We start from the raw sequence: 18,684 nt of genomic DNA on the forward strand, positions 1-18,684 counted from the left end.
CAGCACCTGTGGCCACACCGTGCCCGCGGGAGCGCTGACGTGCCCTCACGATGGAGCGCTCGTGCCCGATGCGCTGGTGGGCCAGCACCTCGGCGAGTACGTGGTGCGCCGGCATATCGGCAGCGGCGGCATGGGCCTCGTCTACGAAGGGGAGCACCTCACGATCGGCCGCAAGGCCGCCATCAAGCTCCTCCGCGAAGAGCTCTCCCAGGCGTCCCAGGCCCGCGGTCTGCTGGCCGAGGCTCGCGCGGCCAGCGCCATCCGCCACCACGGCATCATCGACATCTTCGGCTTCGGCGAGCAGCCGGGCGTCGGCCAGTACCTCGTCATGGAGTATCTCGAGGGCAGCCCCCTGAGCGAACTGCTCCAGGCCCGCGCTCCCCTGCCTCTGGCCGAGGCCGCCGCGCTGCTGTGCGAGGTGCTCGACGCGCTCTCCGCCGCGCACGCCGTGGGCGTCATCCACCGCGATCTCAAGCCGAGCAACATCTTCGTCGCCCGGCAGTCCAACGGGACCGATTCCATCAAGGTGCTCGATTTCGGGCTCGCCAAGCGCAGCACCACTCCCCAGGGCACCGCCGCGCAGACGCACTCGGACGTCGTCGTCGGCACGCCCCAGTACATGGCGCCGGAGCAGGCCCTCTGCCAGGAGGTGGGGCCGCAGACGGACCTGTATGCGGTGGGCGTCATCGCCTTCGAGCTGCTCACGGGGCAGCGGCCCTTCATCGGCCGCTCCCCCATGGAGATCGTCGCCCACCACCTGAGGACGCCGCCGCCCGCGCCCTCGTTGTTCGTGGAGCTGCCCCCCGAAGCCGACGCGCTCGTCCTCCAACTGCTCGCCAAGGAGCCCGGGCAGCGTCCAGGCTCGGCCAGCGAAGTGGCTCGCAGGCTCACGGCCCTGCTCCAGCCACGGGAAGGCCTGGCCTGGGGTGCTCGGAGCTCCCACGCACTCACCGTCCTCGAGCCTCCACCGGGCGCGACGCCCGCTCAGCCTCCCACGGCGACCCTGCACCCTTCTCCGGCCACGCCGGGCCCCAAGGCAGCGCCCCTCGCGGCGCGTCCCAGGCGCGGCTCGCTCTGGAGGTGGGGCGTGGTGGCAGGCGGCGTCCTGAGCCTGGGGTTGGGGGTGGGCACGGTCATGGATCGCGGGACCGAGGCGTCGGCCGCTCTCAGCCCCGCGCCCCCCTCCGTGGCAAGCCCGCCCCTTCCCGAGCCTGTGGTCAGCGCACCGCCTCCCGAGCCTGAGCCGATCCAGGCGCCCGCCCCCTCGCCGGTGGCGTCAGCCAGGCGTGGAGGGACCACGGCCTCCTCCGGCAGGAAGAAGGCGCCTGCCGCTGCCCCGCCCGCTGCCCCGCTCATGGCTTCCGTCCAGCCATCCTCTGTTCCGCCGGAGCCCGCTCCACCGGAGCCCGCAGCCACCGGCACCCTCCATCTGGTGATGAGAGGGTCCTGGGCGGATGTCTGGGTGGATGGGCAGAAGCTGGGGCGTGCGCCCCCCGGTCACAGCTACACGCTGGCCTCGGGCGAGCATGAGCTCGAGCTGCGCAACCCGGCCTTCGCCGGCTACCGGCGAACACTCGTCATTCCCGCGGGCGGCACGCTGCGGCACAACGCGGCTCTGACCACCGGGGCTCTGCCTCCCACCCCATGAAGCTCCAAGCTGGGCTGTTCCTACGGGTGGCTGTCCTGCTCGTCTCCGGGTCCGCCTGGGCGCAGACGACAGGGATTGAACGCTACGAGGACGGTGACTTCAAGGCAGCGGCCCGGCTCTTCGAGCAGGAGCTGGCCACCCCCGCCGCCTCTCCCGAGAGCCAGGCGCTGGCGCGCATCTACCTGGCCGCCTCGCTGTACGCCCTGGGGCAGGTCGAGGAGGCTCGCAAGCCGCTGGAGGCGCTGGCACGCGAGAGCCCCGAGCAGCGGGTGGATCCCGCGCGCTTCCCGCCGGAGTTGGTGTCGCTCGCCGAGCTCATCCGCCAGCAGGTCGAGCCCGAGCGGCAGCGCGCGGCGCGAGAGGTAGCGCTTCAAGCGGCGCGCGAGGAAGAGCGGCGCCGTGCCGCTCCCAGGCTGAGACCCGAGGTGTTCGGCCTCTTTGACGCCGTGGATCGTCGGGGGACCCTGGGAGCAGGCCTTGCTTTCCAGCGAAAGTCCCTGGAAGGCAGCGTCCGCGTGCTGCTGGGCGATCCCCCTGTCTTCCAGCTCCAGGGCGGCGTGCTGCCACGCTACGGCGTCTTGAGGCCCTTCCTGGGCTTGCGAGCCAGCCTGCTGCCTGGGATCGACACCTATGGCGCAGGGCCCGTGTTGGGGGGGCGCCTCGCGCTGCCAGCGGGCCTCATGGGCGTGGTAGATGTGGGAGCCGATTACTTCTTCCTCAGCCGGGACGATCGCCATCGCTTCGCCGTCACCGTCCAGGCCGGGCTCGGCTTCGAGCTGCACCTGCCGTGACAGGCCCTGTCCGCGATTGGAAGGAAGTTCATGCCGAAGGACCCATCAGCCCAGGGCGACGCTCAAGAGACCGCGACCCTGGAGGGGCTCCTGGTTCGTGCTTACCAGCCGGCGGTCAGGCTGCGCATCGCGTTGAGCTCGAACCACGCTGGAGCCAACGTCACTCGCCTGCTCTCACCGGGTACGCCGCTCATCGTGGGGCGCGCTCCGGCGGTGGGGCTGCGCATCGATGACCCGACCCTGTCGCGAGAGCACGCCCGGTTTCTCCTCTCCGGCTCCCGGGTGCTGGTGGAGGACCTCGGCTCGAAGAACGGCCTCTTCTTCGCGGGCAGCCGCGTCGCCCGCGCCGAGCTGACGATCGGCGACGAGCTCGTCCTGGGCGGCGTTGCCCTTCAGGTGCAGGCCCTCGATGCCCAGGGGGGCTCCCTGGGCCTCATCCGGGAGGAGCTGATCCGCTACCACGTGGAGGAGGAGCTCACGCGCGCCCGGCAGTTTCGCCGCCCTTTTGCCCTGCTCCTGGTGCGCGTGCTCTCCCAGGGCGGTGCCGCCACGCCGGAGTGGGAAGATGGCGCCTGGATCGAAGCGGTGCGCGGTCACCTCCGCCCGGTCGATCACCTGGCGCTCTACGGCTCCAGCGCGCTCGAGGTGTTGCTCGCGGAGACTGGCGCCGAGGAGGCCCAGCGCATCGCCCGGGCCATGACCGCCCCGCGCGCTGGCGGGGGCAGCCCGTTGCTCGTGGGCCTGGCCCTCTACCCGGGCTCCGGCGGCACCGCGGACGAGCTGTTCGAGGCCGCTCGCGAGGCCGCCCACCGGGCCTCGCCTGAACACCCCGTGGAGAGCGGCCCGGCTCATCTGCCCGCACGGGAGCAGGGCCCGGAGGGCGCGATCATCGCGGGCCAGGCGATGCTCCCGCTGCTCGAGACGGTGGCCAGCGTCGGCCCCTCGCGCATCCCGGTCATCCTTCACGGAGAGACGGGTGCGGGCAAGGAGGTGCTCGCACAGCTGATCCACGAGAGCGGCCCGCGCAAGGGCCGGCGCATCGTCCGCGTCAACTGCGGGGCCATCCCCAAGGACCTGGTCGAGAGCACCCTCTTCGGGCACGAGCGGGGAGCCTTCACGGGAGCCCTGCAACAGCAGAAGGGCGTTTTCGAGGAGGCCGATGGCGGCACGGTCTTCCTGGACGAGATCGGCGAGCTCCCACCCGCGGCGCAAGCCTCGCTGCTGCGCGTGCTCGAGGTGGGGGCCTTCAACCGTGTGGGCTCGAGCCGTGAGATTCAGGTCGACGTGCGCATCGTGGCGGCGACGCACCGCGATCTGGAGGCCATGGTTGAGGCGGGCACGTTCCGGTCCGATCTCTATTACCGGCTCAGCGGCGTGGTCATCGAGATCCCCCCGCTGCGTGAGCGCCAGGACGAGCTCGAGCCACTGGCACGGCGGTTCCTGCAGGCGGCCAACAAGGCCAATGGCCGCCGGGTCGAGGGCCTCTCCCCGGAGACGCTCGCGCTGCTCGAGGCCTACTCGTGGCCCGGCAACGTGCGGGAGCTGCGAAATGTGATCGAACGCGCGGTGGTCGTCACTCAGGGGGCCCTCATCGGGCCAGAGGATCTGCCCGCGCGAGTGCGTACCGGAGGGCGCGGCCCCGAAGCGGTGGCGAGCAAGGCCTCCGCTCCGGGGGCCCCCGAGCCGGAGCAGGCCCGCGAGAAGGTGGACCGGTTCGAGGCCCGGATGCTCGAGGAGGCCCTCGCCGCCACCGGCTGGAATCGGGCGGAAGCCGCGAGGAAGCTGGGTATGCCGGTGCGGACCTTGTCGTATCGGCTGAAGGTGCTCGGCGTGAAGAAGCCCCAGTAGCCACCCGTTGTCGGGCTCTTGCCGCCGAACGTCTTTTCAGTTGGCGATGAACCACACCGGCCCGTTCACGAGCGTGCCGGGGTAGGCATTCTTCTCGTCGCGCGCAACGGTGCCAACACCATCATCGAGGCGCCAGTAGGCCCGGGGGCTGGGACAGGCCGGGTTCGAGGCAAACAGGGGGCTCGACATGTTCGCGGCGATGTCGGCCTGGGTCCGGGCGATGCTCCAGACTCGATCGCAAGCTCACTTTGTTTTCAAATGATAGGCTGCGCTTTTGCTGGCCAGTACAGAGTTAAATACGATCTGACTATTGGAATAGCCAACCAAGTCTTGCAAATTGATGGCTTTGCCGGCGTTATCCACCCAATCGGTGTTGAGGAAAGCTTGGGCCGGGGGGGCGCCGCTAGTAACGTAGGTAGAGACTGTTTTGAGTGCTAGTGCAATCTGGTGTAAGCCACCTTGTGCATTCAAGGCTTTGGCATTCACCACGAAGGTATCACCTGTACCGCACCGGATTGTTGAGACACCATGCTGGTGGCCAAGGCCCTGCCGAGCCGCACCATGGGAGCGTCGTGCCCATCCGGCGCGCACTGGCGGCGACACTCGACACGGGGCTGGCTGCCACTGCGCAGCGGGCAAGGTCCACGGCCAGAGGTCGCGCTTGGCGCGGTAGGCGCCCAGGCCCTGGCTCGGAGTAGCCCGGGGCTTGTATGTTGGCCAGTCCTGCGCGCCGGATGGACACCTCGGTTCTACTAGAGGTGGCGCGGTGCTCGGGCCCTGCCCGACACTTCGCCTTGTTCTGGGCGGTGCTTCGCAGGGACCAAAAAAGAACCAAATCCAATGGACGGTCCTGGACTCACCTGGACGGAAGGCCACCCCCATTTTCAGAGGGAAAACCAGGCGGGAGGCCTGTGTCCCGAGTAGGGGCCCAATTCGCCTGTGCGGCTTCGATTCCCGCCGCCTCCACCTGGCGAGGGCGGGCGCCGAGACGCTCAAGCCAGCTCTCAGCGCTGCGCCAACCCCTGTTCACCGTTCTCCGGCACCTTCTCCGCAGCTCAAGACGGAGTGAGACGGTCTGAATTCATTCGCCGGTTCTGCGTCCAGACCTCTGTCAGGTCCGTGGGGCGGGAGGGGCGAAGGGCACAGGGCGCGACCCGGAGTTCTTCACCTCAGAAGGCAGGTCTCCCATGAAGCTGTGTCGGTGGGCGTTGGGTACGCTCTTGGCAACCCTCGTGGGTTGTTCTTCTGAATGCCCCCCTCTGGAAGAGCCCAGCGCTCCGGAAACGGAGGAGCTCATCCCGGGCCGGCCTGACTTCGAGTTCGCCAGCGTGACGGGCCCCTCCGAGCTGTCACCCAGAGCGAGTGGTCCGCTGCGGGCCCTGCTCTGCAATCGGGGCGACACCGATGGCAGCACCGAGGTCTCCTTCTATTTCTCCTACAGCGACACCTTCGAGCCGTTCGACAAATGGGTGGCCACGACCGAGCCCATCTTCGTGCGGGCGGGTAGCTGCCAGGACGTGAGCAAGTGGGTGCCGAGGCCGGAGGTCCCGGATGCGAGCTATCACCTGGTCGCGGTCGCGGATGTGGACATGTGGGTCAGCGAGGGCAGAGAGGGCAACAACTCTCGCGTGGGGGTGGGCAAATCCCAAGTGGACTTCCACGCGCCGCCCCGGCCGGTGCTGAAGTGGGTGTCCAGCGAGTACTCCACGGGGAGCCTGGTCCTGGAGGTCACCTCCGAGGTCAACGACTTCGTCTACGTCTACAGCGGCGAGAGCTGCGAGGGCCTGCCGGTGGCGGAGTCACGCGTCGGCTCGGGGTCGTACTGCTACATGCCGATTGATCTGTCCGGCATCCCGTCGAGCAGCTACTCGGTCAGGGTGGTCGACTTCGTCGACAACGCGTCGCCGTGCAGCAGCATCCTCGCCCCGGGTGGCTACGTCACCGCGCCACCCCCGGCCGGGGACGAGTGACCGGGCTGCATGACGTCGGGGCGGCTCACGTGTGTCCGTTTGTCAGCCGCCCGGAAATCGCCGGGCGCCCGGCTACCCGGCCCGGAGGAGCGCCGCGAAGAGCTCGCGCGGGTCCAGGCTGGGAGGCAGGCCGGAGACTCCGCCGTCATTCACTTCGACGACGGCCCAACCGCCGTCATCCAGCATGGCGACGTCCAGGGTGAAGAAGCGCGCGTCGATGCGCCGGCCGAGCGGCTCGAAGGCGGTGAAGTCGGGCACCTCCACGTCGAAGTCATGGTACGGCTCCGCGGCGAGCAGGCGGCCCCGCCCGAAGAACAGCCGGAACTCCAGGTGCGCGGGCCCGGCGGGCGTCCGGCCGAAAGCCTTGAGCGGGAGGTATCTGCGCACCACGAAGCCGCGCTCGAAGCGGTCCCCGCGCTCCTCCATCAGGTTGGCGCAGGTGCGCTCGAAGTCCTCTTGCGTGGCGCCTGCCGGGACGAAGCAGGCCTCCGCCCAGCGCTCCTTCGCCGACTTCACGTGGTCCTTCAGAATCCACGGAGCCGGCCCGAGCGCCTGCGCGGCGTGCCACGCCTCCGTCGCGTTCGTCCCCTCGGTCCACACGGAGCGCGCGGTGTAGGGCGCGAGGCGCGGGTACCAGTTCGGCAGGTAGTGCGCCGCGGCGTACTGCTCTGGCGTCGTCATCAGCTGGTGGCCCAGGTCGGAGACGGCCTCGTCGAGCGCGGTGTACTCCTCCTCGGTGAGCATCCAGCCCCGGTAGAGCAGCTGGAGCTCGCCCCGCTCCGGCACGGTGGCCAGTGCGCGAGAGGCATTGCCGGACAGCAGGGCCCAGAGGTCGACCTGGTAGGTGTCGATGCCGAGCGCCTCGGCGGCCTCCGCCTCCACGTCGAACGTGTCGTGCTGGTGGGGATTGCGCCCGAAGAGGATGGCATGGGCGCGACGCGGGTTTCGGGAGGAGGACATCCACGAGCCTTTCGTCAGGGGTGGCGGCAGCGGGCTCATCCGACGGCGCCGCGTGCGGGTCCTGACGCGACCTTCCCAGGCACACGGTGTGCGCCAGCGGGCGGTCTCTCGTGATTTCGCGTCCTCTTCCGGAACAGACGGAGGCGAACGGTGGAAGCTGACGAAGCGGCCCTTCCGGGCCAGGGACGTCCCGCGTCCCGGAGCCGCCGTGGGGCGACTCCGGGACGGGGACGGAGTGCTACTGCACCTCGAGCCGGCCGATGGCGAACCCGCTGCCATCCACGATGTCGGTGCCGAGCCTGTCACGCAGCATCGCGCGGAACTTCGGCCCGAGCGCCGCGCCGTCGAACACCACGCCCGAGCTGGCACCGGGACGGATGGCCAGCTGCACGGTGTAGAGGACCGAGCCCGTCGGGATGGCCGTATCCGTCGTCACCGCGCCGTCGCCCGCGGCCTTCTGGCTCTGGCCGGTGGTGAGCATGCCCGCCAGCGGGCCGCTCGCCGGCAGCTTGCCGTAGGCGGCCGTGGGATTCTGTCCCGCGGGCAGCGCCGCGCCCGGAAGCATCAGCGAGCCACCCGCCTGCACGAGGCCCGTATCCATCGGCAGGTTCATGCCCACCGAGTAGCCGGTGAGGTCCTCCATGGCCACCAGGTCCAGCACCACGGTGGTGTTCGTGGAGGCCGGGTTGCGCACCAGGGCAATCCTTCCGGCCGAGGCCGGGTCCACGTAGACGAGCTTCGTCCCGGCGACCACCGCGTTGAAGGCCGCGCTGGTGGTGCCCGTGAGGCCCGTGGCTGCCGCGGTGAGCGTGTAGCCGTTGCCGCTCGCGTTCACGACGAGGTCCTCGAAGAAGGCCACCCCGTTGGCGGCGGCCACGGTGAGCGTGCCGGCCAGCGTGGCGCCCGATGGGTTGTTGCCCAGGGCCACGGTGATGCTGTCGGTGGCTCCGGTGACGGTGTTGCCGAAGCCGTCCTGCACCGCCACCTGCACCGCCGGGCTGATGGGCAGGCCGACAGAGGACAGGGAAGGCTGGACGATGAAGGCCAGCCGGTTTGCCGCGCCCGCCACGACGTTGAAGGCGGTGCTGGTGCCGGCCGTCAGCCCCGTGGCGCTGGCGGTGAGGGTGTAGCCCGTGCCCGCGCGAGCCAGCGACACGCCCGGGAAGGTGGCCACGCCGTTGACCGCGCTGACGACGGTGGTGCCCGACAGGGTGCCGCCACCCGGGTTGTTGCCCAGGAGCAGGGTGATGCTCGCGGTGGAGCCGGCCACCGTGTTGCCACCGGCGTCCTGCACCGCCACCTGCACGGCCGGGGTGAAGGCCGTGCCCGCGGAGGTGTTGCCCGGCTGGACGATGAAGGCGAGCTTGCTGGCCGCGCCCGCTGTCACGTTGAACGCGGTGGACGTCGCGCCCGTCAGGGCCGGCCCGGAGGCCACCAGCGTGTAGCCCGTGCCCACCTTGTCGACGGTGAGGGTGCTGAAGGTGGCCACGCCGCTGGCCGTCGTCACGGTGGTGGTGCCGCCCAGCGTCGCGCCGCTGGGGTTGTTGCCCAGGGCGATGCCCACCGAGACGGCCGGTGTCGTCACCGTGTTGCCCAGGGCATCCTGCACCGTCACCCGCACCGCGGTGAGGGTGGCGCCCGCCGCGACGTTCACCGGCTGGGTGGTGAAGGCGAGCTTGCTGGCCGCGCCCGCCGCCACGTTGAAGAGGGCGGACGTGTTGCCGGTGAGGCCCGACGAGGCCGCGGCGAAGCGGTAGTTGTTGGCGGCCTTGTCCAGCGTGAGGCCGGGGAAGGTGGCCACGCCATCCACCGCGTTGACGGTGAGGGTACCGCCCAGCGTGGAGCCGCCCGGGTTGGCGGACAGCGACACGGTGATGCTCGCGGTGGAGCCCGTCACGGTGTTGTTGAAGGCGTCGCGCACGCCCACCTTCACCTCGGGGGTGATGGCCACGCCGGCCGTCACCACGTTGGGCGGGTTCGTATAGAAGGACACCGAGGTGGCCGCTCCCGGCGTCACGTTGAAGGCCGCGCTGGTGCCGGTGGTGAGGCCCGTGGCGGCCGCCGTGAGGGTGTAGCCGACGCCCGTCTTGGTGATGGACAGGGTGGAGAAGGTGGCCACGCCGTTCACCGCGCTCACCGTCTTGGTGCCGTTGAGGATGCCCACGCCTGGGTTGTTGCCGATGGCCACGGTGATGCTGTTCGTGGCCGTCGTCACCGTGTTGCCCGCCGCATCCACGACACGCACCGTCACCGCCGGGGTGATGGCGCTGCCGGCCGCCACGTCCGAGGGCTGCACACCGAAGGCGAGCCTCGTGGGCACGCCCACCGTGACATTGAACGCCACGGAGGTGGTGGACAGGCCCGGCATGGAGGCGGACAGCGTGTAGCCAGTCCCCGCCCGGTCCACCGCCACGCCCGTGAAGGTGGCCACGCCGTTGACGGCGCTCACCGACACCGTGCCCGTGAGCGAGGCACCGGTGGGGTTGTTGGCCAGCGCGAGCTGGAGCGTCGCCGTGCTGGACGTCACCGTGTTGCCGAAGGAATCACGTACCGACACCGCCACCGGCGGGTTGAAGGCGGCGCCCGCTATCGTCTGGGAGGGCTGCTTTTCAAAGGCGAGTGCCTGGGGCTGGCCCGGCGTCACATCGAAAGGCTGCGAGGTGGTGGAGGCAAGCCCCGTGGAGGAGACCGTCAGCGTGTAGCCCGTGCCCGCCTTGCGGAGGGACAGGGTGCTGAAGCGGGCCATGCCGGCCACCGCGTTGGTGGTGAGGGTGCCCTGAAGCGTGTCGTTCGTGGGGTTGGCCGCGAGCGCCACCGCCACCGGGCCGGTGAAGCCCGTCGCCACGTTGCCCTTTGCATCGAGCGCCGTCACCTCCACCTCAGGGGCGATGTTGCTGCCGGCCGTGGTGCTCGCCGGCTGCACGCGGAAGGCAAGCTGCGTGGCCACGCCCGCGACGACGTCGAAGGTGTCGGAGGTGGCGTCCGCCAGCCCGTTGCCAGTGGCGGTCAGCCTGTACGTGCCCACCTTGTCCACGGAGAGACCCGGGAAGGTGGCCACGCCCGCCACGGCCGCCACGGTGACAGTGCCGGACAGCGTGCCGCCGGTGCCGTTGGCGCCGAGCGCGACGGTGATGCTGTCGGTGGCACCGGTGGAGGTGTTGCCGAACGCGTCCACCAGCCGCACCTGCACCGCCGGGGTGATGGCGCTGCCGGCCGCCACGTTCGAGGGCTGTACGCCGAAGGCGAGCCGCGTGGCCGCGCCCGGCACGATGTTGAAGGCGCCGGAGGTGGCGGAGAGGCCCGACGCGGAGACGGACAGCGTGTAGCCAGTCCCCACCCGGTCCACCGCGATACCCGTGAAGGTGGCCACGCCATTGACGGCACTCGCCGTCACCGTGCCGATGAGTGAGGCGCCCGTGGGGTTGTTGGCCAGCGCTAGCTGGAGCGTCGCCGTGCTGGACGTCACCGTGTTGCCGAAGGCATCACGCACCGACACCGCCACCGCCGGGGTGAAGGCGGCGCCCGCCACCGTCTGGGAGGGCTGGGTTTCGAAGGCGAGCGCTTGGGGCTCGCCCGGCGTCACGTCGAAGGACTGCGACGTGGTGGAGGCCAGCCCCGCGGACGAGGCCGTCAGGGTGTAGCCCGTGCCCACCTTGTGGAGCGACAGGTCACTGAAGCGGGCCACCCCGGCCACCGCGTTGGCGGTGAGCGTGCCCTGGAGCGTGTCATTCGTGGGGTTGGCCGCGAGCGCCACGGCCACCGCGCCCGTGAAGCCCGTCGCCACGTTGCCCTTCGCATCGAGCGCCGTCACCTCCACCTCGGGGGTGAGGTTGATGCCCGCCGCCGTGCTCGCGGGCTGCACGCGGAAGGCGAGCTGCGTGGCCGGACCGCCGACGATGTCGAAGGTGCTGGAGGTGGCGCCCTCCAGCGTGTTGCCGGACGCGGTGAGCGTGTACGTGCCCACCTTGTCCACGGAGAGGTCCGAGAAGGTGGCCACACCCGCCACGGCCGCCACGGTGACGGTGCCGGACAACGTGGCGCCGGTTCCGTTGGTGCCGAGCGCCAGGGTGATGCTGTCGGTGGCGCCGATGGCGGCGTTGCCGTGCGCGTCCACCAGCCGCACCTGCACCGCCGGGGCGAGCGTCGCGTCCACGGCCGCCGAGGCGGGCTGCGTGACGAAGGCCAGCGACTTCGCCTTGCCCGGCTTCACGCGGAAGGCGGCGCTGGTGACGGGCCCCACGCCCGGCGCGCTGGCGACGAGGGTGTAGCCCTCACCGGCCTTGTCGAGGGACAGCTCGGAGAAGAGCGCCACGCCGTCCGTGGTGTTGGCGGTGAGCGTGCCGGAGAGGGTGCCGCCCGCGGGGTTGGCGCCCAGCGCCAGCGTGACGGGCACGCTCATGGGCACCGGGTTGCCGGCCGCGTCCCGCACCGTCACGCGCACGCTCGGGGAGAAGGTGCCTCCGGCCTCCAGCTCGCCGGGCTCCTGTGTGAAGGCCAGGTCATGCGCCACCACGGGGGCGGCGGTGACGGTGAAGGGCTGGCTCGTCGCCGACTCCAGGCCCTGGGCCCGCGCGACGAGCGTGTAGCCCTGGCCCGTCTTGTCCAACGCGAGCGTGGAGAAGGTGGCCACGCCCTGGGCCGTCGCTGCCGGCGTGGCGCCGGAGAGGGTGGCGCCCGAGGGGTTGGCCTCCAGCGACAGCGACACCGTCACTTGCGCGCCGGGGACGACAGCCCCCTCCGCGGTGAGGACGGACACCTTCACCGCCGGGGCGATGGAAGCGCCCGCTACGGCCTGCGAGGGCTGCACCGTGAAGGCCAGCTTCTTCGCCACCGGCTGCTCGGGCGGCTTGGAGCCGCCGCAGCCGGTCAGGATGAGGGCGCCGGTGAACAGCACGAGCGCCAGGTTCTTCAGGCTCAAGGGAGACATCTCCAGGAAGGGGGAGTGGGAGGCGCGGCTCACGGGCGGCCTCCGATGCGGTTGAGCAGCTCGGTGAGGTCTTCGGAGTCGGTGCCGTTCACCGTGCCGGTCAGGTCCGTGTTCCAGTCGTAGTAGGGCTGGGCCAGGGTGGACGGGTCCGTGCCCAGGCGGCTGGCGGCGGCCGCGAGGTCCACGAAGTCCAACTGCTGGTCCCGGTTCCAGTCACCGTTGCCGTTGACGCCCTTCTCGGCGGTGGCGGACGGGTAGATTTCCCACAGGCCGCGCCCGAAGGTGGACACGCGCATCATCGAGCCGGTGCGGCTGATGAACATGTCCGTCACCTTCGCGAGCGGGAAGCCCCTGCCGAAGCGCTGCCACGTCTGGCCGGCGTCGGTGGAGCGGTACACGCCCAGCTCGGTGCCCACGTAGAGCGTGTTGTTGGTCAGGTCCGACGGGTCGTACCGCACCACGTCGATGCCCACGTTGGGCAAGTCGAAGCCGGTGCCGTTGCCGTGCAGCGGCGCCCACGTGGTGCCGCGGTCCTGGGTGATGAAGAGGTGGCCCAGGGCGTCCGGCACCACGGAGAGGTTGTCGTTGGTGACGGGCGCCGCGCTCGCCGCCACGTACACGTCGCCCGCGGTCTTCCCCGCCGGTGTGGTGGGCGGGAAGGCCACCTGCGTCGTGTAGATGACCTGCTCGTTGGGGGCGATGGTGCCGTTGCCGTTGACGTCGAAGCCCAGCACGCTGCTCTGCGTCCAGGTGCAGCTGGTGGTGGTGCCCTGGCAGTTGCTGGTGACGTAGAAGCGGCCGCCGCTCACGGACACGCCGTACAGGCCGTCCTGGTTGGCGGACGCGGAGAGCAGGCGGGTGTAGCCGCCGAGGCAGGGGCTGATGGCCTGCCACGCGCCCGTGCCACTCACCCGGTGGACCGCGGTGTCGGTGGCGGTGAGCACCGTGTTGGCGTTGGGGCTGGCCGGCGCGAGCGCGTAGCGCATGATGAACGGCTGGCCATCGGTGAGGGCACAGCCGGAACGGGGAGTGGCGTCCTTCGTGAGCCACGCCGAGCCGGAGTTGCAGTTGCTGTTGGCGGCGGAGGGGATGCAGTACTCGCGCTCGCCGTTGACGCTCGCCCAGTAGATGGTGGCGCCCGTCGCCGCGTCCTTCGAGGCCGCCGCGCCGAAGCCATCACCGCCGATGACCTGGTTGAAGGTGGTGGAGGAGGCACCCGCGGCCGGGTCCCGGAAGCGCGTGCCGTTGTCCTGCAGGCCCGTGTAGGCCACGTACGGGTTGCCCGTGGCCGGGTCACCCGAGGCCACCGAGTAGCTCAGGTGCGTGACGATGCCGCGGTTCTGCCCGTCCCACACCACCAGCGGCGGCGTGGCGTTGAAGAGGTTGCGCGACACGAAGAGGCCACCGTCCGTGCCGGCCATGGCCACGTAGCCCGTGCCGGTGCGGACGATGAGCGCCCGATGCCAGTCCGCGTGCACGTAGTCCAGCGCGCCGCCCGTCACGTTGCCGTAGCCGCTGCTGGGCAGCCAGTGGGACACGTTCTCCCAGGTGGGCGTGGCGGCCAGGCCGTTGGTGGTGCGCAGGCCGCACAGCATGCCGCCCACGAGGACGTTGTTGTCGTTCCCCGGGTCCACCGCCAGCGCGGCGTTGTACCAGGACTGCGCGTCATTCACGTTGACGGTGCCGCAGTCGCGCACGCCGCCCACGGCGTTGGTCCGGTTGGAAATCGTGCCGGTGGCGGCCGTCCAGTTGTCGCCCGAGTTGATGGAGCGCCAGTACCCGACGCCCGCGGGGCCGTTGTACTCGTCCTGGTTGCCGAGCTGCGCGTACACCACCGTCACCGGCGGCGTGGCGCTGGACGGCGTGCCCGCGGCCAGGGTGATGCGGCCCACGGCGGTGGTGGGAATGGTGCCCGCGGCCTTGCGCGAGGCCCACGTCGCGCCCGCGTTGGTGCTCGTCCAGATGTCGCCCGGGTTGCCCGCGGTGCAGTCCACGTTCGTCAGCTGGCCGTAGCCCGCCTCTGGCGGCAGCGAGGCGGCGTCACACGCGTACGTGCCGCTCAGGGCCCAGCGGCTCACGCCGTTGACTGCGCCCGTATAGACAATCGTCCACACGCTCTCCGCGCGCTGGACGGAGCCCGAGTTGGGCAGGTCCACCAGGCTGAAGCTCGCGCCCGCGTCGGTGGAGCGGAACAGGCCCACCTCCGTGCCCACCAGCACGACGTTGGGGTTGGCGGGGTCCACCTTCAGCGCGCGGATGCGCAGCGCCTTGACGGACAGGCCGCCGGAGCCCGCGGGGTACTGGCCGGACAGGCGCACCGGCGCGCTCCACGTGGCGCCACCGTCCTGCGTCTTCACCACGTGGCCGCCCGGCGTGTCCACGAAGTCACCCGCGCCCACGTAGAGCGTCTCGGGGTTCGTCGGGTCCAGGTCCATGGCGCCGATGGCCAGGTTGCCCAGCGTCTCGCTCACCGGGTACCAGGACGGGGTGGCCGCGCCGAAGTTGAACGTCTTCCACAGGCCGCCGCCGCTCGTGGCCAGGTACACCACCTGCGCGTCCACCGGGTGGACGACGATGCCGGAGATGCGGCCCGAGTCGACCTCGTTGTAGTTGGAGCCGTTGTATTCGAAGTTGGCGTTGGTGGGCCCCAGGTTCACCCACGACTGGCCGGACACCACGGCCTTGTCGGCACCCGACGGCGCCGAGAACCAGTCCCACGGTGCGGGCGGGCGGGGCAGCAGCGCGTCCCAGCGCCGCGCCTCCGCATGGGCAACGCGCGCGCGGTGCTCCATCACCTCCGCGGTGGGCACGCCCCACATCATCCGCGCGGCAATCTGGCGGCGCATCGGGTCGTCGCCGTCGGCCTCGCGCTCCTCCGTCTCCGGCTCGCCGCGCGTCGCCGCCAGTTCGCGCAGCACTTCCGGCGTGGCCTCACCCGCGCTCGGGTCGTGGAGGAAGTTGGCGAACGTCGTACGCGCGTTGCGATTCTTCCAGCGCTTGTACGCGCTGGCGCCGGAAGGCACGGCCACGACCGCGACCACCGCGGCCGTGGAGGTCGCGATGAGCCACCGATAACGCTTGAGCAATGAAGGCCTCGTATGGGGAGAACGAGGCCGTACTCTCCGTTGCAGGGGGCCAAAACGTCAACTGGACGGCATTAGTGTGACGTGGCTGTACGAGTTTCCTTGACTCCAGGTGTGTGGGACAGGCCCTGGACGCGCGGAATCCACCCGGCGGAGGCCAGCCGCGGCTGCCGGCCGAGCGTCGCCAGCCGGTCATGGGCGATGACGAGCAGCAGCGCGTAGAAGCCGCACGAGACGAGCACGTGCCACCACGCGTGGAACTGCGGGTTGGGGAAGCCGTGCGCGGGCAGCGTCTCGTTGAGCGTGGGGCAGAACTGGATGTCGCTCAGCCAGAGGACGATGGCGAGCGCATACGCGGCGATGCCGAGCCGGAACAGGCGCTTCACCTTCGCGTCCGGGCTGCGGCGCTGGAGGAAGTACGTGCGGCCGAGCGCGTAGAACTCGAGCGACGCGAAGCTCACCTGGAACAGGAAGAACTGCGCCGTGCCGCGCGTGAAGGCCGTCAGGTACGTCACCAGCACGGCATGCCCCACGAGCAGCAGCGGGAGCCAGTTGCCGAAGCGCCGCTGGGGCCGGTTCTCCAGCAGGATGTAGACGATGACGATGGCCAGGTAGAGCATCGGCAGTTCGTCGAGCATCTGGAACTCGCGCAGCAGCGTCGCGTGGAAGGCGGTGCTGCCCACGCCGACGACGGAGAGCAGCGCGAACGCGAGAAGGAAGCGGCGCTCCAGCACGTGGCGGTGGAGCACGATTCCGAGCAGGCCCACGAGTACGAGCACCAGGCTGGAGGCGGAGTTGAACAGCTCGCCGACGTGGAAGAGGTGCTGGTAGTTCGTCTCGCACCAGTCCACCGTCGAGGTGCTCGGGCCCCAGAAGCCCACCGTGGATGACGACATAGGGCGCGGGACGGTACCTGGGGGCGGTGGGGGCGTCCAGGCTACTCGGGCGGCCGCCGGGGCAGCTCGACGATGAACGTCGCGCCCTCATCCGGCTCGCTCTCCACGCGAATCGTCCCGCCGTGGGCCTCCACGAGCTGCCGGGTGATAAAGAGCCCCAGCCCCAGCCCTCCGTAGTTGCGGGAGGCGGCGCGCTCGAAGCGCTCGAAGATGCGCGCCTGGGACTCGCGCGGAATGCCCACGCCCTGGTCCGCGACGAGCAGCCGCGCCCGTTCTCCCTCGCGCGTCACCTCCACGCGGACGGGCCTGCCCGCGCCGTACCTCATCGCGTTCGTCAGGAGGTTCAGCAGCACCTGCTCCAGCCGGAGCCGGTCCCACCGCCCCACCACCGGCCCACTGGCCACCAGCGTGAGCGCGCAGTCCGTCCGCTGCAGTTGCTCGCGCAGGTGGGCCACCACGCCGCGCGCCAGCTCCCCCAGGTCCAGCTCCTCCAGGCGCAGGGCGATCCGGCTGTCGTCGATGCGGGACACGTCGAGCAGGTGCTCCACCAGGTGCGTCAGCCGCTTCAGCTGCTCGTCGAAGACCTCCAGCATGCCGGAGACCTTGAGGGCCAGCTGCGGGCCGTCATGGGGGCGCGAGAGCGTCCGCTCCATCTGCTGGGCCCGCAGCTTCATGGAGGTCAGCGGCGTCTTCAGCTCGTGCGAGGCGATGGAGAGGAACTCGTCGCGCGTGCGGATGGACTCCTGCGCCTTGGTGTAGAGCTGGGCATTGTCGATGGAGAAGGCCGCCCGGCGTCCCAGCTCCTCCACCAGCGACAGGTCCGGCAGTGCATCCGCGAGGTCCGACTGCGCGGAGACCAGCGACAGCACGCCCAGGATGCGGCCTCGCGCCCGGAGCGGCACGCTGATGGACGGCCGGTCCTGGAGCGGCCGCAGCGCCAGCCAGCGGGGCGCCTCCAGCGCTTCCGGCGACAGCATGCCCCGCGACTCGCGCGACGCCTCCGAGCGGCCGGTGGTCATCACCCACGAGGGGCCACGGGCGGCGGTGGGGTCCGGAGGGTGGAGCTCCAGGAACTCACGCACCTGGAGGGCCAGCTCGGGCGAGCTGTCGGCGATGGCCACGGGCCGCAGCGCCGCGTCCTCGCCGGGCATGAAGACGACACAGAGGTCCGCGAGCGTGGGCACCGCCAGCTCGGCGACGCGCTGGAGCGTGGCGGACACGTCGAGCGACGTCACCAGCTCGCGGCTGGCCTCGGCGAGGAAGCGCTGCGCCACCTCCGCCTGCTTGCGCTCGGTGATGTCGGTGGAGATGCCGCACAGCGCGTACAGGTGTCCCGACGAGTCGATGAGGGGGAACTTCTGCGTGAGGAAGGTGTGGAGCCCATCGTCCTGGGGGATGCGCTCCTCGCGGACCAGCGACTCGCCGGTCTGGATGACGGACTGGTTCGTCTGGTGCAACGGGTCGGCGAGCTCCTTCGGTAGGATGTCGTACGCGCACTTGCCGGCGACCTCCTGCCGCGTGCGGTGGAAGAGGCGCTCCCACTGGCGGTTCACGAAGATGTAGCGCTCGTGAGGGTCGAGGAGGAAGAAGACGGTGGGCGCGTTGTCGAGGATGGCGCGCAGCCGCTTCTCGCTCTCCAGCAGGGCCTCCTCGGCCCGCTTGCGCTCCGTCACGTCGATGAGCACCGCGAGGGAGCGGGTGACATTCCCCTCGGTGTCGCGCTCCGCGATGGCGGACAGGAGGACGTCGACGGGCTCACCGCCCTTCTTCACCATCCGGTACGGGACGTCCTTGCACGCGCCCGTCTTGAAGTACTCGGGCAGGACGACGTCGCGCGCGTACCGGCGGGACTCGGGCGTCATGAACTCCACCGAGGAGCGGCCGATGACCTCCTCCCGCTTGTAGCCGAGCGTGGACAGCCAGTAGTCGCTCACGCTGATGAGCCGGCCCTCGCGGTCGATGGAGTGCATCATCACCGGCGTGCTGCTGTAGAGAGAGCGGTATTGCTCCTCGCCCTTTCGCAGCCGGTCCAGGGCCCGCTTGAAGCGGGTGATGTCGTTGAAGACGGAGACGCCACCCCGGAGCATGCCGGCCCCGTCCCGGACGGGCCGGGCGCTGACGAGCAGCCAGGCACCCGCGGGCCTGGCCGGGCTGCGCATGTAGATTTCCGCCTGGTTGACGTCCTCGCCCCGGATGGCGCGGGCCATGGGCAGCTGGTCGGCGGGGTAGGGCGTCTTCATGTCGGGAAGGTGGAAGCCGTAGATTTCCGGCCAGCGGGGAAGGGGCGCATCCGTCATTCCCGTGCCCAGGATGCTCTCCGCCATCGGATTGAAGAGCTGGAAGTAGCCGCGCTCGTCCGCCACCACCACCCCTTCGCTGATGCTGGCGAAGACGGATTCGAGGACCCGTGCCTGCTTCCGGAAGTCCGCGTCGATGGAGGCCGGGTCCTCGGGAATGTCACGCAGGCGGGCCATGGAGCGGTTGGAGCGGGAGGTCGCCTCCCAGCGTCTACGGTGCGGACGGCCGGGCCCTCCGCCAACCCGGGACGTGCACGCCGCGCG

11 protein-coding genes are annotated in these 18,684 nt (G+C 70.5%); 4 read left to right on the forward strand and 7 right to left on the reverse strand.

Translation table 11 applies throughout. The features are described 5' to 3' along the window. The first annotated feature begins 61 nt into the window (after positions 1-61). The 3 genes from G4D86_RS27920 to G4D86_RS27930 all read left to right on the forward strand — a co-directional run bounded on the left by G4D86_RS27920 (position 62) and on the right by G4D86_RS27930 (position 4,287). The gene (locus tag G4D86_RS27920; RefSeq protein ID WP_163997101.1) at positions 62-1,648 is read left to right on the forward strand and encodes a serine/threonine-protein kinase; all 1,587 of its coding nucleotides are present in this window, start codon (positions 62-64) and stop codon (positions 1,646-1,648) included. Further along, positions 1,645-2,439: an outer membrane protein assembly factor BamD gene (locus G4D86_RS27925; RefSeq protein WP_163997102.1), complete on the forward strand. Its 795-nt coding sequence runs from the start codon at positions 1,645-1,647 to the stop codon at positions 2,437-2,439. The genes G4D86_RS27920 and G4D86_RS27925 overlap by 4 nt, the downstream gene beginning before the upstream one ends. 132 nt (positions 2,440-2,571) lie before the next feature. After that, positions 2,572-4,287: a sigma 54-interacting transcriptional regulator gene (locus tag G4D86_RS27930; protein ID WP_240360514.1), complete on the forward strand. Its 1,716-nt coding sequence runs from the start codon at positions 2,572-2,574 to the stop codon at positions 4,285-4,287. Between the two features lie 36 nt (positions 4,288-4,323). Here G4D86_RS27930 and G4D86_RS27935 read toward each other — a convergent pair whose 3' ends face one another. Beyond that, a complete protein-coding gene (locus G4D86_RS27935; RefSeq protein WP_163997103.1) occupies positions 4,324-4,476 on the reverse strand; it encodes a hypothetical protein in 153 nt (50 codons plus the stop codon). Positions 4,477-4,530: 54 nt separating this feature from the next. Continuing rightward, positions 4,531-4,776 (reverse strand): hypothetical protein, encoded by a 246-nt coding sequence (locus G4D86_RS27940; RefSeq protein WP_163997104.1) that lies wholly within the window; start codon positions 4,774-4,776, stop codon positions 4,531-4,533. Between the two features lie 839 nt (positions 4,777-5,615). Here G4D86_RS27940 and G4D86_RS27945 point away from each other — a divergent pair. Then, positions 5,616-6,257, forward strand: coding sequence for a hypothetical protein (locus tag G4D86_RS27945; protein ID WP_163997105.1), 642 nt, complete (start codon positions 5,616-5,618; stop codon positions 6,255-6,257). Between the two features lie 72 nt (positions 6,258-6,329). On the opposite strand, the gene G4D86_RS27950 is transcribed toward G4D86_RS27945, so the two are convergent. The 5 genes from G4D86_RS27950 to G4D86_RS27970 all read right to left on the reverse strand — a co-directional run bounded on the left by G4D86_RS27950 (position 6,330) and on the right by G4D86_RS27970 (position 18,597). Further along, positions 6,330-7,217 (reverse strand): ATP-grasp domain-containing protein, encoded by an 888-nt coding sequence (locus tag G4D86_RS27950; RefSeq protein ID WP_205519772.1) that lies wholly within the window; start codon positions 7,215-7,217, stop codon positions 6,330-6,332. Positions 7,218-7,455: 238 nt separating this feature from the next. Then, positions 7,456-12,135, reverse strand: coding sequence for a beta strand repeat-containing protein (locus G4D86_RS27955; protein ID WP_163997107.1), 4,680 nt, complete (start codon positions 12,133-12,135; stop codon positions 7,456-7,458). A 38-nt stretch (positions 12,136-12,173) separates the two neighbouring features. Further along, entirely contained in the window at positions 12,174-15,230 is a 3,057-nt protein-coding gene (locus G4D86_RS27960) for a WD40/YVTN/BNR-like repeat-containing protein (protein ID WP_163997108.1), read from the reverse strand. A gap of 71 nt (positions 15,231-15,301) precedes the next feature. After that, complete coding sequence (locus tag G4D86_RS27965; RefSeq protein WP_163997109.1) at positions 15,302-16,123, reverse strand: ceramidase; 822 nt, start codon at positions 16,121-16,123, stop codon at positions 15,302-15,304. 41 nt (positions 16,124-16,164) lie between these two features. Continuing rightward, a complete protein-coding gene (locus G4D86_RS27970; protein ID WP_163997110.1) occupies positions 16,165-18,597 on the reverse strand; it encodes a PAS domain S-box protein in 2,433 nt (810 codons plus the stop codon). Positions 18,598-18,684: the final 87 nt, after the last annotated feature.

The sequence above is a fragment of the Pyxidicoccus caerfyrddinensis genome, assembly GCF_010894405.1.
GTDB lineage: Bacteria > Myxococcota > Myxococcia > Myxococcales > Myxococcaceae > Myxococcus > Myxococcus caerfyrddinensis.

What these genes read in the sequence shown, in the direction of transcription:
- G4D86_RS27950 (WP_205519772.1), bottom strand. Translation starts at nt 7,217, where the DNA reads ATGTCCTCCTCCCGAAACCCGCGTCGCGCCCATGCCATCCTCTTCGGG.
- G4D86_RS27925 (WP_163997102.1), top strand. Translation starts at nt 1,645, where the DNA reads ATGAAGCTCCAAGCTGGGCTGTTCCTACGGGTGGCTGTCCTGCTCGTC.
- G4D86_RS27935 (WP_163997103.1), bottom strand. Translation starts at nt 4,476, where the DNA reads ATGTCGAGCCCCCTGTTTGCCTCGAACCCGGCCTGTCCCAGCCCCCGG.
- G4D86_RS27965 (WP_163997109.1), bottom strand. Translation starts at nt 16,123, where the DNA reads ATGTCGTCATCCACGGTGGGCTTCTGGGGCCCGAGCACCTCGACGGTG.
- G4D86_RS27970 (WP_163997110.1), bottom strand. Translation starts at nt 18,597, where the DNA reads ATGGCCCGCCTGCGTGACATTCCCGAGGACCCGGCCTCCATCGACGCG.